The organism is Kitasatospora sp. NPDC001540 (assembly GCF_042894345.1).
Classification (GTDB): Bacteria; Actinomycetota; Actinomycetes; order Streptomycetales; family Streptomycetaceae; genus Kitasatospora; species Kitasatospora phosalacinea_C.
In genome coordinates this window covers 1-15,727 of sequence record NZ_JBIAVO010000025.1, presented here as the reverse complement: position 1 = coordinate 15,727, position 15,727 = coordinate 1, and the positions used below count along the sequence as shown (strand labels likewise).

12 protein-coding genes and 1 tRNA gene are annotated in these 15,727 nt (G+C 73.6%); 3 read left to right on the top strand and 10 right to left on the bottom strand.

The annotated features are described in order from the left end of the window. Positions 1–88 precede the first annotated feature (88 nt). A tRNA-Cys gene (locus tag ACFY00_RS25960) sits at positions 89–160 on the top strand. Positions 161–339: 179 nt separating this feature from the next. On the opposite strand, the gene ACFY00_RS25955 is transcribed toward ACFY00_RS25960, so the two are convergent. The 4 genes from ACFY00_RS25955 to ACFY00_RS25940 form a co-directional block, all read right to left on the bottom strand. Continuing rightward, positions 340–1,869 (bottom strand): PPE domain-containing protein, encoded by a 1,530-nt coding sequence (locus ACFY00_RS25955; RefSeq protein WP_388033964.1) that lies wholly within the window; start codon positions 1,867–1,869, stop codon positions 340–342. Between the two features lie 4 nt (positions 1,870–1,873). Further along, complete coding sequence (locus tag ACFY00_RS25950) at positions 1,874–2,203, bottom strand: hypothetical protein (protein WP_388033963.1); 330 nt, start codon at positions 2,201–2,203, stop codon at positions 1,874–1,876. A 128-nt stretch (positions 2,204–2,331) separates the two neighbouring features. Then, entirely contained in the window at positions 2,332–3,726 is a 1,395-nt protein-coding gene (locus ACFY00_RS25945) for a S8 family serine peptidase (protein ID WP_388033962.1), read from the bottom strand. 139 nt (positions 3,727–3,865) lie between these two features. Next, the gene (locus ACFY00_RS25940) at positions 3,866–5,251 is read right to left on the bottom strand and encodes a S8 family serine peptidase (RefSeq protein ID WP_388033961.1); all 1,386 of its coding nucleotides are present in this window, start codon (positions 5,249–5,251) and stop codon (positions 3,866–3,868) included. Between the two features lie 115 nt (positions 5,252–5,366). On the opposite strand from ACFY00_RS25940, the gene ACFY00_RS25935 reads away from it, so the two are divergent. Further along, positions 5,367–6,983 (top strand): hypothetical protein, encoded by a 1,617-nt coding sequence (locus ACFY00_RS25935; RefSeq protein ID WP_388033960.1) that lies wholly within the window; start codon positions 5,367–5,369, stop codon positions 6,981–6,983. A 21-nt stretch (positions 6,984–7,004) separates the two neighbouring features. Here ACFY00_RS25935 and ACFY00_RS25930 read toward each other — a convergent pair whose 3' ends face one another. The 6 genes from ACFY00_RS25930 to ACFY00_RS25905 form a co-directional block, all read right to left on the bottom strand. Then, the gene (locus ACFY00_RS25930) at positions 7,005–9,326 is read right to left on the bottom strand and encodes a xanthine dehydrogenase family protein molybdopterin-binding subunit (RefSeq protein ID WP_388033959.1); all 2,322 of its coding nucleotides are present in this window, start codon (positions 9,324–9,326) and stop codon (positions 7,005–7,007) included. Continuing rightward, positions 9,323–10,270, bottom strand: a complete 948-nt coding sequence (locus tag ACFY00_RS25925) for a (2Fe-2S)-binding protein (protein ID WP_388033958.1) — start codon at positions 10,268–10,270, stop codon at positions 9,323–9,325. Before ACFY00_RS25925 ends, ACFY00_RS25930 begins: the two co-directional genes overlap by 4 nt. Beyond that, a complete protein-coding gene (locus ACFY00_RS25920) occupies positions 10,267–11,163 on the bottom strand; it encodes an FAD binding domain-containing protein (RefSeq protein ID WP_388033957.1) in 897 nt (298 codons plus the stop codon). The genes ACFY00_RS25925 and ACFY00_RS25920 overlap by 4 nt, the downstream gene beginning before the upstream one ends. 220 nt (positions 11,164–11,383) lie before the next feature. Continuing rightward, on the bottom strand, positions 11,384–13,021 hold the full coding sequence (locus tag ACFY00_RS25915) for a beta-N-acetylhexosaminidase (protein WP_388033956.1): 1,638 nt from the start codon (positions 13,019–13,021) through the stop codon (positions 11,384–11,386). Between the two features lie 75 nt (positions 13,022–13,096). Next, complete coding sequence (locus ACFY00_RS25910; protein WP_030459614.1) at positions 13,097–13,372, bottom strand: DUF3039 domain-containing protein; 276 nt, start codon at positions 13,370–13,372, stop codon at positions 13,097–13,099. A gap of 57 nt (positions 13,373–13,429) precedes the next feature. Continuing rightward, positions 13,430–14,008 carry a YqgE/AlgH family protein gene (locus ACFY00_RS25905; protein WP_388033955.1) on the bottom strand — a complete coding sequence of 193 codons (579 nt, stop codon included), beginning with the start codon at positions 14,006–14,008 and terminating at the stop codon, positions 13,430–13,432. A 215-nt stretch (positions 14,009–14,223) separates the two neighbouring features. Here ACFY00_RS25905 and murA point away from each other — a divergent pair, with 215 nt between their 5' ends. Continuing rightward, positions 14,224–15,579, top strand: a complete 1,356-nt coding sequence (gene murA / locus ACFY00_RS25900) for a UDP-N-acetylglucosamine 1-carboxyvinyltransferase (RefSeq protein WP_388033954.1) — start codon at positions 14,224–14,226, stop codon at positions 15,577–15,579. Positions 15,580–15,727 lie beyond the last annotated feature (148 nt).

The window sequence follows — 15,727 nt, the reverse complement described above, 5'->3', positions numbered from 1 at the left end:
GCAGCTGTTGCGCCTGAGTCGCAACCATCCCCAGCCGCAGGCCCGTTGACGCCTGCCTGCCGACTCCCGTCGGCTCGCTCCACTCCACGACCATGTGCCCGAGTGGTTCAGGGAACCGTCTGCAAAACGGTTTACGCGGGTTCGATTCCCGTCATGGTCTCCGCCCGGAATTCACCGGTCGCCCCTTTCTCCCGGAACGGGCCGCCCGGTGAATTCTGCTGCCCTTTTCCTTTTCCACGGGAATTCCTGTACTCCTTTCCCGCCAGGAACGGCGACGGGCGCCGACCGCGGTCCCCAGGACCGCCGCCGACGCCCGCCCGGGCCCGACCGTGCGCCCGACTACTCGATGACGCCGGGGTTGGCCTCGCCACCGCGCCAGGTGTCCTCGTCCTCGACCAGGTAGTCGGGACGGTGCCCCTGGCCCTTCTTCTTGCTGCCGCCGCTGCCCGAGCCGCCGTGCATCCCGGACGCGCCCGCCTGCCCGGCCCGCCCCTTCCCGATGCCCGACCCGCCCTCGGTGAACGCCCGTCCACCGGCACCGGCCGCCTTGGCCCCGCCGATCGTGCCACCGGCCTTGCGCACCAGACCGCTGCCGCCGCTCTTGCCCCCGGCACCGCCCCGCGCACCACCGGCACCACCACCGTGCATGCCGCCCATCCCACCGGCACCCGCGGCCCCGCGACCACCCGCGGCCCCGCCGGCCCCGGCACCCGCGGCCCCGGCGCCACCGGCAACCCCCCGGCCCGCCGACCCCGCAGCACCCGAACCACCAGCCGTCCGGCCACCACCGGCCCCCGTGGTCCCCGCCAGCCCACCGCCGGACACCCGGCCGCCGCCGAGACCACCACCACCGGTCGCGTAACCGCCCCCACCGACCCCCGGCAGGAACCCGCCACCACCGATCCCACCACCACCGCCGGCACCACCACCGCCGACACCACCCCCCGGCAACGTCCCCACCCCACCGGGCAGCTCGGCCCCGGGCGTGAACGGCACCCCCACCGAAGGCGGCAGGTTGACCCCGTCGATCCACGTCCCCGGACTCGTCGGCGACGTCGGGTGCCCGGGCGCGGGCAGCGTCGACACCGGGGGGATCCCGGGCGTCGTCGGGTGCCCGGGCGAGGTCGGATCCGGGATCCCGGGCAGGCCGGGCGACACCTGCTTGGGCGGGGTGGTCTGCTGCGGCGGCTCCTTGGGCGGCAGCATCGTGGGCGGCTTGACGACCGGCGGGAGGTTCCCGCCACCATCCGGCGGCGGCGGGTACGGCCTACGCGTTCCGCCCTCGCCTCCTTCGACCGGCCCATCGACCGGCGGCGGAGGCATCTCATCGACGGCGGCCTCGTAGTACGGCGCCAGGTACTCCATCGTTCCGATCGCGTACTGGTGCTGGATCTCCGTGGCCGAAAGCTCGTCGTAGTTCTTGTTGACGGCGTCGAACCGGTTCATGCCGCTCGCCAGGTCAGCCTTGAACTGGGCGTCCGACCGGTCGCCCAAATCGCCGAGGAACTTCATCCCGCTCTCGAAATGGCTCGGGACGGTGATCTGGCTCATCTGGTCCTTGGTCGCCTGCAAGGCGCTCGCGGCCATCTGCATCGCCGACGAAGTCCTGGCCGCGTGGTCCGCCGTGTTGACCAGGCTCTCCTGGATCTGCGCAGCCTTGGCGGAGAAGCCGTCGGCCGCCGCGCCTTCCCAGTTCGCCCTCGCGTGCTCGACGGCCCGCTGCAGGTCGTCTGCCGCGGCCCTGAGATCCGCGCTCGCCGTACCCCAGTGCTCGGCGACCGCGGCAAGGGTGTCGGGCCGCGAGTTCGAGACCATGGCCTTGAGCGGGATGAGCGCCTGCTGATCGAAGTTGTACTTCCCCGTTGCCATCTGATCAGCCCAACCTCTGCTGGAATTGCGCCATGTTGGCCGCTCCGTCCGTTTCCAGGCCCCGGTACGCCTCGTTCACGGTCTGGGTCTTGTCCCCGAACTCGTTGATCAGGTTGTTCAAATTGTTGATGTTGTAGGTGAGCCAGTCCTGCATCCGCTGGTGCGCCGTGTGCAGGTTCGCCGCTTGGGCGAAGTTGGAACCGAAGTCCGACTCGGAGGCAACGGTGCCGTACCTGCTTCTGTCAGAAGTCTGGGCCATGTTCTGCTGAATCGTCCGCAGCCGTTTCACGACTGCTTCCAACTCGTCGGTGTTGACCCGGTATCCGTCCGCCATGCGATTCTCTCCTCCCCCTGGAGGGTTTCAGTTCTTCCCCGTGCGCATGCTCAACCAACAGACAGCAGAGCCGAGTTGGCTGCAACGTTCAATGTTATCGCCTGCGGGCGGCAGACCCCCATAGACCGTCAGCGCGGAGGTTGACCGCCGCCATGGCCATAGGGATTCTGCTGCGGGGGGTACCCGGGCGGCGCAACCTGGCCTCCGTACTGCTGCGGAGGCGCCGGCTGCCCCTGGGAGCCGTACTGCGGCGGGGCCTGCGGCCAGCCAGGAGCGGCACCGTACGGCGGCTGGACGGGCGGAGGCACGGAAGCCGCCCGACGACGGCGGGCAGTGGCCACCACGATCACGACGACGACCAGCAGCACGAGGATTCCGCCGACGGCCGCGACCAGGACCACGGCACCGCTGCCGGAGGACTTCACGGCGTCCTTGCCGGGCACCGGCTGGAGGGACGGAAGGGGACTGGCCGGGCCCGCTCCGCCACTACCGGCGGCTCCGGTCGTGGCCCCGGACGTGGTGGCCGGCGCCGGGGTCGCGGCGAATGCGCCGGTGAGCGGGCCCTGCGACGGGCCCGCGGGGACGTCCTTGGTCAGGGCGTCGTACAGCGACAGAATCCCGTAGCCGTAGTGTGGGTCGGGCAGCTTCGCCCCCTGCAGCGAGGTCGGTAGCTGCACCGTCTTGACCAGCCGGTTCGCCACCTGTCCCGCGGTCAGCTGCGGATACTTCGCCCGGATGAGGGCGGCTGCACCAGAGACGTACGCGGTCGCTTCCGACGTGCCGTCACCGATGCAGTACTTCCCGTCCGCGCAGGCGATGACGATGTCCACGCCGGGAGCGGCGATCCGCACCTCGGCTCCGGAGTTCGCCCGGGGCCAGATCGCGCCGTTCTTGTCCACCGCGGTCACGGCGAGCACGCCGGGCTCGTTGCCCGGGCTGTCCACGGTCTTGAGCGACTCGTTGCCGGCCGCCCCCACGATGAGCACGTCGTGCTCCGCCGCGTACGCGACCGCTTCCGTCAACGCGGACCGGGAACCTGCCTGCGCGCTGGTTCCCAGGGAGAGGTTGATGACCTTGGCACCGTGGTCGACCGCCCACTTGATGCCCTCGGGAACGGCGCTGGTACCGTCCTGCTTCCCCTTGTAGACGGGGAGGATCTTCGCGCCCGGCGCCAGGCCGACCACACCGTCCCCGTTGCCGTGGCCGTGCGCCGCGATGATTCCTGCCATCGAAGTGCCGTGGTCGTCCGTGGGTTTCGTGTTGAGCCCCCGGCCGCCCGGGTCGTAACCGGGCAGCACCGACCCCGCGAGGTCCGGGTGCGAGGCATCGACACCGGAGTCGATCACTGCGACGGTCACGCCGTCGCCCTTGCTGACCGACCACACCTTGTCCAGGTCGAAGTACGCGTTCGTCCACTGCGCGTCCCGCACCTGGTCCGCCGACGCCGTCGGTGCGGCGCTGAACAGCAGGGCCCCGGTCAGTGTCGTCGCGCCGAGCACGCGCAAGGCTTTGGTCAGCGTCATCAGTACCCCGTCAGTCGATCGACAGCCCGTTCGTTCTCGCAGCGCCCCCGGAACGTGGGACGGTCCGATCGTATCGTCCGCCCTTCGCTCGAGCACCGGGCTGTCGTGACAGGCACACCACATTTCACCTGATCATGACCTACTGCCAACTGCCGCCCTGGTGCGGTTGCTGATGCGGCGTCTGCTGATACGGGTACCCAGGCGGTGCCACCGGTGGCGGTCCGTACGGCAGCTGCTGCTGGCCGGGTGGCACGGGGTACGGGAACGGCGGGGCGGGCGGGGCGGGCGGGGCCGGATGGCGGCGGCGGCCGCGGGAGACGGTGACGGCGATGACGGTCACGACGAGCAGGAGGAGGACGCCGCCGCCGACGGCCGCGAGGAGGAGGACGGGGGTGGCGCTGCCGGAGGCGGGCCTGGTGGTGGCGGCCGGGGGTGTCGGCGGGGCCGCGTTCGCGGGGGTGTCGGCGGTGGCGCCCAGCGGGCCCTGGGCGGGGCCGGGCGGGATGTCGGCGGTCAGGGCGTCGTACGGGGAGAGGATTCCGTAGCCGTAGTGGGGGTCGGGAAGTTGGGATCCCTGCAGGGTCGCCGGGGTCTTCGCTGTGCGGATCAGGCGGTTGGCGACCTGGCCCGCCGTCAGGTTCGGGTACTTCGCCCGGACCAGTGCCGCCGTGGCGGAGGTGAAGGCGGTGGAGTCCGAGGTCCCGTCCCCGATGCAGTACTGGTTGCCCTTGCAGGAACCGGCGGAGACGACTCCCACTCCGGGGGCCGTCAGCATCATCTGCGGGCCGTAGTTGGACTTCGGCCAGATCGCGCCCGTCCTGTCGGTCGCTCCCACCGCGAGTACGCCGGGTTCGTTCGCCGGGCTGGCGACCTTGCCCCGGCCGTCGTTGCCGGCGCCCGCGACGATCAGTACGTCGTGCTGGACGGCGTAGGCGACCGCCTCGGTCAGCGCCGAGTTCCCCTTCGGCTCGCCGACGCCGGCCTGCGAGAGGTTGATGACCTTGGCTCCGTGGTCGACCGCCCACTTGATGTCCTCCGGGATCGCGTCGCCGCCGGCGGCGGTCTCCCGGTAGAGCGGAAGGACCTTCGCACCGGGCGCGAGGCCGAGGACGCCCGCCCCGTTCCCGTGCCCGTGCCCGACGATGAGGCCGGCCATGTTCGTGCCGTGGGGATCCGACGGCCGCTTGTCCTGCCCGGCCCCGCTCGGGTCGTAGCCGGGCAGCACCGAACCCGTGAGGTCGGGGTGCGAGGCGTCCACGCCGGTGTCGATCACCGCGACGATCACGCCGTCGCCCTTGCTGACCGACCACACCCGGTCCAGCCCGAAGTACGCGTTCGTCCACTGCGCGTCCCGCACCTGGTCCGCCGACGCCGTCGGTGCGGCGCCGAACAGCAGGAGCAGCAGGAGCGGCAGGAGCAGCCCGGCCAGGGCGCTCAGCGCGGCCCGTGCGGTCGCCGCCGCCCTCGGTGTCCGCGTTCCCGGCGTTCGCGTCCCCGGCGTTCGCGTGTCCCGGTCGACCGTCATGGGTGTCCCCCCGTTCGGTGTCCCGCCCCTCCCCCGGGGCGTGGGTGGGGGGATCGTATCGTCCACGCACCGGTGCGGAGGGAAAAGGCCGGTGGGGGTGGTGGAGGGCTGTGCTATGAATGGCGCGTCGTTCATCCAGGGGGATCTTGTGACGTACCCGCCGCAGTCCGGCGTGTCCGGTGCGGGGCAGCCGGTGCCGCCCTACCAGCAGTCGCCGTACCAGCAGCAGCCGCCGTACCCACAGGGTCCGTCCGGGCCGGTGTTCCCGCAGCAGTTCCCGCCGCACTTCCCGCAGCAGCAGCAGCCGTTCCCGCCGTACGGGGCCCCGCAGCCGGTGCGGCGGGGCGGGGCGGGGCGGAAGTTGGCGTGCGCGGGGGTGGTGCTGGTGGTGGCGCTGGGAGTGGTGGCGGCGGGTGGGGCGGTGCTGTTGCACGTGGCGCGGCAGCGGGCGCCGGTGCAGCCGCCGTTGTCGTCGTCGGGGGGCGGCAAGGCGTGGGAGAAGGTGACGGAGGGGCTGACGGCGGCGTTGGCGGCGAAGGACGAGGAGGCGTTCGTCAAGCCGTTCGCGGCCGGGGCGACGAAGGAGAAGCAGCGGCTGGTGTTCCGCAACCTGGTCAAGATCCCGTGGGAGACGGCGCGTTGGGAGCCGGGCCTGACGTTGGACGGCCAGTTGACGGTGGACTTCGTGCACCAGGTGAAGGGAGTGGACAACTTCCCGATCACCGAGCAGTACGGGTGGAAGGTGCTGTCCGCCGAGTCGGGGTCGGACTCGGACGCGATGGCGGGCCCGCCGCCGGGGGTGGACGAGGTGGTCACCGAGGTCGGCGGGGTGAAGGACAACCGGGGCAAGGAGACCGGCTTCGGCTACTACCCGGCCCCGTGGGACGCGTACGACGAGTTGGCGGTGCAGGTCCGCGACCACCTGGTGGTGATGTCGGACAAGGGACAGACCGCCGAGCTGAACCGGGACGTGGACGTCCTGGCGCGGGCGGCGGCGGACGACCTGGCGGCCTGGCAGAAGTACGGTCCGGCGCCGACCGGCGAGCGGAAGGCGGCGAGCGGGTTCTTCGTGGTGCTGGAGAAGAACCGGGACGTCTACAACAAGCTGTACCGGGGCGACGGGAAGCCGGACGACAGCCTGGAGGCGGGCGTCAACATGCCGATGCAGGCCGCGCCGAGGCCGAAGACGGGCGACGGCGAACTGCTGATCGGCGGCAGCCGGATCGTGATGGACACCACCGGCAGCCGCTTCACCGGCGACCAGTGGCGGGATGGCGTGACGGACATCGGCCGGCACGAGATGGCGCACGCGATCGTCGCCCCGCTGCTCACCACCTCGGGCGGCTTCGACGGGGCGGACGGCCCGCGCGACTGGGTCTCCGAGGGCTTCGCGGAGTACATGGCGCTGCGCGGCAAGGACTCGCTGGCCCGCGACGAGCTGAACGCGTACCTGAAGGAGGTCCCCTTCGACGGCCGACTGCCGGGCAACGGCGACGAGTTCTACGCCGCCGACGCCGACCGCCGGACGGCGAACTACACGCTGTCCGGCGACGCGCTGCGGTTCATGGCGTCGAAGTACGGCGACGCCAAGGTGTTCGCGTTCGTGGCCGCGCAGTACGAGCGGCCGAAGGAGTACGAGCAGCAGATCGTCGTGGCGACCGGCCAGCCCCTGGCGCAGTTCCAGACGGCCTGGGCGATGCACGTCCGTACGGCCGTGCCCGCCAAGCGCTGACGGGCCCGGCCGCGCGGCCCGTCAGGCCGGCACGATGGCGTCCTCCGGCGGGATCGGCAGCCGCCCGACCGGCAGCCCGGTGGCGGCGCGGACGGCGGCCGCGACCGCGGCGGGGGCGACCACGGCGGGCACGGCGCTGACCGCCTTGGCGCCGAAGGGGGCGACCACGTCGCGCTCCTCCAGCAGGGCGGCGATCCGGACGTCGGGGGTGTCCAGCGCGGTGGGGAGCCGGTAGCCGGTGAGCGAGGCGTTGACGGGGACGCCGCCCTCGGTGCGCAGGTTCTCCAGCAGGGCGAGCCCGACGCCCTGGGCGACGGCGCCCTCGATCCGGTCCTCGATCTGCCGGGGGTTCAGGGCCCGGCCGACCTCCTGCGCGACCGTGACGTCGACGACCCGGACGGCGCCGAGCTCGATGTCCACGTCGACGACGGCGCGCATCGCGCAGAACGCGATGGAGACGAAGGCGTCGCCCTGCCCGGTCTCCGGGTCGAGCGGTTCGGTGGGGTGCGGGCGGCACTGGGCGGTGGCCCAGAGCTCGCGGCCCTCCAGCGCCTCGCTGACCGGCATGCCGAGCACCCCGTCGTACGAGGTGATCTTCCCGTCGTTGATGGTGAGCAGTTCGACGGACATCCCGAAGTCGGCGGCGATCGGCTGCAGCATCTGGTGGCGGACCATCAGCGCGGCCCGCTCGACGGCGCCGCCGGAGACCCAGGTGTGGCGGCTGCGGGCGGACGGGCCGGCCGCGGACTGGTCGGAGTCGACGGGCGCGATGTAGACCTCGCTGACGCCGAGCACGCTCTGCACGATCTGCCGGGCCAGGGTGGCGAAGCCCTGCCCGGAGTCGACGGCGGCGCAGATGACGGTGGCGTGGTCGCCGGAGACCCGGACGGTCGCGGTGGCGACCTCGTCCTCGCCCTCGGCGCCGAGCATGTGCACCATGCCCACCGCGTAGCCGATGCCGCGCCGCACCGCGGCGGGGTCGCCCGCGCCGCCGGGGCCGCCGGGCAGCAGCCAGTCGGCCTCGGGGTCGTCGAGCGGGAGGGCGGGCAGCGGGGTGGTGTCGAGGGCGTCGAGCAGGGCCTTGACCGGGGCGGGGCAGGTGACGGCCTGGCCGGTGGGCAGCGGGTCGCCGGTGGTCATGGCGTTGCGGCGGCGGATCTCCACCGGGTCGATGCCCAGCTGCTTGGCGAGCTGGTCGAGCTGCGACTCGTACGCGAAGCAGGTCTGCAGGGCGCCCTCGCCGCGCATCCGGCCGGCCGGCGGGTTGTTGGTGCGCACCGCCCAGGCGTCGACGAAGACGTTGGGGCAGGTGTAGGGGCCGACCGAGAAGGCGACGGCGGAGGCCAGCGCCTCGGCGGAGACGTCGGCGTAGGCGCCGCCGTCGAGCAGGATCTGCGCCTCGACCTTGACCAGCCGGCCCTCGGCGTCGGCGTGGTGGCGGTAGCGCAGCAGGGCGGGGTGGCGGGTGGTGTGGGCCTGGAAGGACTCGGCCCGGGTGAGGGTCATCTTGACCGGGCGGCCGGTGCGCAGCGCGAGCAGCGCGAGGGTGACCTGGAAGGAGAGGTCCTCGCGGTCGGTGGTGGCGCCGGGCACGCCGGTGACGACGAGCCGGACCCGGTCGGGGTCGATGCCGAGGCGGGCGGCGGTGCGGTCGCGGTCGCCGTGCGGGTCGGTGGAGGACAGGTGCAGTTCGACGCCGCCGTCGGGGCGGGGCACGGCGAGGCCGGCCTCGGCGCCGATCGGGGCCGGGTCCTGGCGGCCGACCTGGTAGAGGCCCTCGACGACGATCGCGCCGACCGCGTCGGGGTCGCCGGTGCGCAGCGGCAGGTGTCGCAGCAGGTTGCCGTCGGGGTGCAGCGGGGGGGCGTGGAAGGCGGCCTCGGGGTCGGTGACGGGCTCCAGCGGCTCGTACTCGACGAGGATCGCGGCGGCGGCGAGCCGGGCGGTGTCGGGGTGGTCGGCGGCGACGGCGGCGACGGGTTCGCCGTGGTGCCGCACGACGCCCGCGGCCAGCACCGGGCGGTCGGCGGTGACCGGCCCGGCGGGGGCGCCGTCGGGGGTGCCGTCGGGGCCCGCGGGCAGGTCGGCGGCGGTGACCACGGCGTGCACGCCGGGGATGGCGAGGGCGGGGGCGGTGTCGACCGAGACGATGCGGGCGTGCGGGTGCGGGGAGCGCAGCACGGCGCCCCAGAGCAGCCCCTCGGCCCACAGGTCGGCGGCGTACGGGTAGATGCCGAGGGCCTTGGGCAGGGCGTCGGTGCGCAGCGGGGAGGTGCCGAGGCCGGTGGTGCCCGTCCCGGGGTCCGCGGGGGCGGGCGCCGGGAGCTCGGTGGCGGAGGTCATGCGTTCTCGTCCTCGGGGAGGCGGATGCCGTGGGCGGGAGTGGCGTCGTGGCCGGGGTACTGGGTGCCGTAGCCGTCGGTGGCGTAGACGGTGCCGTCGTAGGGGCCCGCGTCCCGGTACGTGACGGTGCCGAACGGGTCGGTGGTCTGGGCGCCGAGGGGCTCGCCGGGGGCGTGCTGCCAGTCGGCCGGGACGGGGGTGCCGTGCGGCGGGGTGGGCGGGTAGGCGTAGCCGCCGGTGCGCGGGGTCTCGCCCTGCGGCTGGGCGGGGATCAGCTGGTCGGCCTCGTGCCAGAGCTCGGAGTCGGCGTACAGCGGGAGTTCGGCGCCGTGGTCGGGCTGCGGCGGGGCCGCGGCGGGGGGTTCGGCGGCCGGGCCCGCGGCGGCGGCCTGTTCGGCGGCGTCGAGTTCGGCTTCGAGGGCGGCCTCGCGGGCGTCGGCGACGGCCTGGACGGCGGCGAGCGCGCCGCGGTAGCCGGTGCAGCGGCACAGGTTGCCGCACAGCGCCTGGCGGGCCTCCACCTCGCCGGGGCGGTGGTTGCGCTGCAGCAGGTCGTGCACGGCCATCGCGAGGCCGGGGGTGCAGTAGCCGCACTGGACGGCGCCGGAGTCGGCGAGCGCCTGCTGGACGTCGCTGGCGCCGCCCGCGCCGGAGAGGCCCTCGACGGTGCCGATCTCGCTGTCGGCGGCGAGCGCGGCGGGCACCAGGCAGCCGTTGACCAGCTGCCCGTCGACCTGCACCGAGCAGGCCCCGCACTCGCCCTGCTGGCAGCCGTCCTTGGCGCCGGCCAGGCCGAGCCGCTCGCGCAGCACGTAGAGCAGGCTCTCGCCGATCCAGGCGTCGGTGACGGGCCGTTCGACGCCGTTGACGCGCAGCGTGTACGAGGCGGTGGGGCGCACGTCGCCGGTGAGCGCCCCGGGGTGGTTCAGCAGTTCGTCCGTCACTTGAGCGCCCTTCCCAGTGCCCTGCGGGCCAGCACCGCCACGGTACGCCGCAGCCGGGCCGCGGCAGCGCCCGCCCCCTCTCCGTGTGCCCCGCCCTCGGGCACGCACGCCCCGGCCACGTACTCGCCGAAGGCGGCGAGCGCGGCGGGGTCGATCAGGACCGCGCCCTCGGCGCCGCGGGCCTCCCAGTCGATGCACCCGGCCACCCAGCTCTCGGCCTCCAGCGGCCGCAGCGGGACGGGGGCGACGGCGCCGACGGCGCAGCGCACGCCGCGCCGGGCGGGGTCGAGGACGAGGGCGACGGAGGCGGTGGCGCGGGCCGGGCCGCTGCGGTCGGTGGACTTCAGGAACACCTGGGGGGCGTGCAGCAGCGGGACCCGCACCCAGGTGAGGAGTTCACCGGGCCGCAGCGGGTCGAGGCCGGTGAGCAGGTGGCTGATCGGCACGTCGCGGACGCCGCCGGCCCGGGCGAGGGTGGCGGTGGCTTCGAGGGCGGCGAGCACCGGGAGGGTGTCGCCGGCCGGGGCGGCGGTGGCGATGTTGCCGCCGAGGGTGCCGACGTTGCGCACCTGCGGGGGCCCGGCGGTGCGGGCGGCGTCGGCGAGGGCGGGGATGAGCGCGGCGAAGTCGGGGCGGTCCATCCGGGCGTGGGTGAGCCCGGCGCCGAGGACGGCGGTGCCGCCGTCCTCGTAGCGCCAGCCGCGCAGTTCGGTGATCCGGCCGAGTCCGATCAGCGCGGCGGGCCGCAGCCGCCCCGCGTTGACGGCCTCCATCAGGTCGGTGGCACCCGCCACCGGCACCGCCCCCGGGGTGACGGCCAGCGCTTCGACCGCCTCGTCGACCGAGGCCGGCAACATGATCGTCCGGTTCACCAGGTTCCCACCGTGCTCCATTTGCAGTGCGGCCTGCCGCCCGTAGGGTACGGGCGATCGGTGCGGGTTGGGCAACTCTGGCACACAAAGACCGCTGATCACTTCCCGGGTCGCGGACAGGTCCGAACAACTCGGGACAACTCCGGACGCGACCACGATCAGGTCGTGACCGAGGTGATCGGTTGTTCACCTGGTCATGACGTTCGGGCCCCGCCCGGAGTTCCCCCGTGCTGACGCTCCGTCACGGAGCGGCGACCCCGCCGGACGGGCCGGGCGGGCCGTCCAGCGGGCGGCCGACGACGCCGGGCCTGCGCTGCCAGGGGCGCGGGCCCTCCGGGCGGCGGTACTCGATGCCGAGGGCGTCCAGCCGCGGGTAGTGGGCGGCCATCCGGCGCTCGAAGTCCGCCCAGTCGCGGGCGGCCGGGTCGCGCGGCAGGTCGGACCAGGCGACCTCGGCGAACGCGGCCAGCCGCGGGAACGCCTTGTAGTCGACCTCCCGGCCGGTGGGCATGAACTCGGTCCAGATGTTCGCCTGGGCGCCGATGACGTGCGCGGCGGCGGCCGCGTCCAGCTGCGGCGGGACGGGCTCGAAGCGGTAGACGTCCTCCAGGGTGCGCACCCAGCCGACCGGCACCGGCTCGTCCTCGCCGTCGGCCTGCCGGTGGTCGAGGTAGACGTGCTGCTCGGGGCACATCACCACGTCGTGCCCGGCGCTCGCGGCGGCGATCCCGCCCTCGTAGCCGCGCCAGGACGACACCGCGGCGCCGGGGGCCAACCCCCCCTCCAGGATCTCGTCCCAGCCGATCAGGCGGCGGCCGCGCTCGGCCAGCCAGCGGTCGAAGTGCCGGATGACGTGGCTCTGCAGCTCGAACTCGTCCTTGAGGCCGAGTTCGGCGATCCGGGCCTGCGCGGCGTCGGAGCGCCTCCACTGGTCCTTGGGGCACTCGTCGCCGCCGAGGTGCACGAAGGTCGAGGGGAAGACCTCCAGCACCTCCTCCAGCACGTGCTCGTAGAAGCGCAGGGTGGCCTCGGAGGCGTTCAGGATGTTCTCGCTGACGCCCCAGTCGGTCCAGGTGCCGAGCGCGGCGGTGTCGACCACGTCGGTGTTGCCGAGCTCGGGGTACGCGGCGATGGCGGCCTGGTTGTGCCCGGGCAGGTCGATCTCGGGGACGACGGTGACGCCCCGGGCGGCCGCGTACGCGACGATCTCGCGCAGGTCGTCCTGGGTGTAGTAGCCGCCGTGCGGCTGGTCGTCGCGCCGCCCGCCCGCCCGGAAGCCGACCATCGAGCGCTCGCGCCAGCCGCCGACCTCGGTGAGCTTCGGGTAGCGCCGGATCTCGATCCGCCAGCCCTGGTCGTCGGTCAGGTGGAGGTGCAGGACGTTCAGCTTGTGCGCGGCGAGCTGGTCGACGAAGCGCAGCACCCCGGCCTTGGGCATGAAGTGCCGGGCGACGTCGAGCATGGCGCCGCGCCAGCCGAACCGGGGCGCGTCGTGGACCTCCACCGCGGGCACCGTCCAACTCGCCCCGGGCAGCGGGGCGCTGCGGTACGCGGCGGGGCCCAGCAACTGGCGCAGGGTCTGCCCGGCGTGCGCCAGGCCCGCGGGGCTGCCGCCGGTGAGCCGAACGGCGGTGGCGTCGGCGCTCAGCCGGTACTCCTCGGCGCCGAGCCCCGGGTCGAGGGCCAGCCGCAGGTCGCCGTCCTCGCCCGCGGGGGCCGGGTCGAGGTCGAAGCCGGTGGCGGCGGAGAGCTCGGCGCGCAGCCGGCGGGCGGCGGCCCCGGTGCCGGGGGCGGCGGCGATCCGGGAACCGGCGTGCAGGACGAAGGGCGGGGCGTCGGTGCGGGGCTGGACGCGCAACGGGGCAGGGATGAGGTCCATGCGCCCCATCCTGCCCCGGACCGCCCCGACTGGCATAGACCAGTTGGGGAGGAAGCCCGCAGGTCGCCCCCGCGGTCAGTCCTTCTTGTCGTCCCCGCCGGGGTTGTTCAGCCCGTCGAAGATCTCCTTGCACATCGGGCAGACCGGGTACTTCTTCGGGTCCCGCCCGGGCACCCAGACCTTGCCGCACAGCGCCACCACGGGGGACCCGGAGAGCGCGCTCTCCATGATCTTGTCCTTCTGGACGTAGTGGGCGAAGCGCTCGTGGTCGCCGTCCCCGTGCGACGTCTGCGGGACGGGCTCGACCAGGGTGCCGGTGCCGAGACCGCGCTCGGGCTCAAGAGTGCTCATGGGTGCCAAGTCTATGGGGGCCACCCGGAACCGGGCCACCACGGACGGGAGCCCGGCTCAGTTCAGCAGCGGGTCGTCGGGATAGGTGGCGAGCATCGCCAGCGGGCCGCGCTGACGGCGCAGCACCTCCCGCCAGAGCCGGTCGGGCCGGGCGCAGGAGAGGTCCCCCGCCTCGCAGTCGACCAGGTGCCAGGCGCCCTCGGCGATCTCGTCCTCCAACTGCCCGGGCGACCAGCCCGAGTACCCGGCGAACACCCGCATCCCGCCGAGCACCCCGGCCAGCACCTCGGGCGGCGCCTCCAGGTCCACCAGGCCGATCGCGCCGTGCACCCGGCGCCAGCCGAGCGGCGCCTCGTGGTGCTCCTCGCCGGGGACGACGGCGACGGCCAGCGCGGAGTCCAGCGCGACCGGGCCGCCCTGGAAGAGCACCGGCGGGTCGCCCGCCAGCGGCGCCCAGCCGTCCAGCACCGCGGCCACGTCCACCGGGGTGGGCCGGTTGAGGACCACGCCCAGCGCCCCCTGGTCGTCGTGGTCGAGCAGCAGGACCACCGACCTGGCGAAGTTCGGGTCGGTCAGCACGGGCGTCGCCACGAGCAGTCGCCCGGTGAGCGAGGGGGCCGCTTCCATGTCTGACATCATGCCCCGTACCGGCCCGTCCGGGACACCCGACGACCCTGTGCGCGGGCCACTCGGACGGCCCAGTGACGGTGCTGTGGAGCCGCTCCTACAGCATGATCACCATTAGGGCACACGGGAACCAATCGCCCACCCCCTACCATCTAGGGGTGGCGAGGGGCCCTTCCCCCGACTCCGCAGCCGAAAACCTCCTGCGCACCCGGATTGCGAGAACGATGACCGACGACGTCCTGCTGGTCCACGGCGGAAACCCGCTCGAAGGCGAGATCCAGATCCGCGGCGCCAAGAACCTGGTCCCCAAGGCCATGGTCGCCGCACTGCTCGGCCAGGGCCCCAGCAGACTGCGCAACGTGCCGGACATCCGGGACGTCAAGGTCGTCCGCGGCCTGCTGCAGCTGCACGGGGTCACCGTCCGCACCGGCGACGAGGACGGCGAGCTGATCCTCGACCCGTCGCACGTGGAGGCCGCCAACGTCGCGGACATCGACGCGCACGCCGGCTCCTCGCGGATCCCGATCCTGTTCTGCGGCCCGCTGCTGCACCGCCTCGGCCACGCCTTCATCCCGGGCCTGGGCGGCTGCGACATCGGCGGCCGGCCGGTCGACTTCCACTTCGAGGTGCTGCGCCAGTTCGGCGCGACCATCGAGAAGCACCCGCAGGGCACCTACCTGGTGGCCGCCCAGCGACTGCGCGGCACGAAGATCGAGCTGCCCTACCCGTCGGTCGGCGCGACCGAGCAGGTGCTGCTGACCGCGGTGCTCGCCGAGGGCGTCACCGAGCTGCGCAACGCCGCGATCGAGCCGGAGATCGTCGACCTGATCTGCGTGCTGCAGAAGATGGGCGCGATCATCTCGCTGGGCACCGACCGCACCATCCTGGTCACCGGCGTGGACGAGCTCGACGGCTACACCCACCGGGCCCTGCCGGACCGCCTGGAGGCGGCCTCCTGGGCGTGCGCGGCGCTGGCCACCAAGGGCGACATCTACGTCCGGGGCGCCGAGCAGATCCCGATGATGACCTTCCTGAACACCTTCCGGAAGGTCGGCGGCGCCTACGAGATCGACGACGCGGGCATCCGGTTCTGGCACCCGGGCGGCGAGCTCAAGGCGATCGCCCTGGAGACCGACGTGCACCCGGGCTTCCAGACCGACTGGCAGCAGCCGCTGGTGGTCGCGCTGACCCAGGCCGCCGGCCTGTCCATCGTGCACGAGACGGTGTACGAGTCGCGGCTGGGCTTCACCGGGGCGCTGAACCAGATGGGCGCGCACATCCAGCTCTACAGCGAGTGCCTGGGCGGCACCCCGTGCCGGTTCGGGGCGCGCAACTTCAAGCACTCCGCGGTGGTCTCCGGCCCGTCCAAGCTGATGGGCGGCGAGCTGGTCATCCCCGACCTGCGCGGCGGCTTCTCGTACCTGATCGCGGCGCTGGCGGCCGAGGGCACCTCCACGGTGCACGGCATCGACCTGATCAACCGCGGCTACGAGAACTTCATGGACAAGCTGCGCGACCTGGGCGCGCACATCGAGCTGCCCTCGGCGACCGAGGTGGCCGAGGTCCAGCTGACCGCCTGAGCGCGGCCCGCGGAAAAGCCGGTGGCCGGGCGCCCCCCCGGGGGGGCGGCCCCCCGGGGGGGCAGCGGCGGGGGGGCACATGCCCGTCGCGGCGTCCGTCAGCTTAGAGCCGGCGCTCACCGTGACGCTGTAGACCACGGCGATCTGG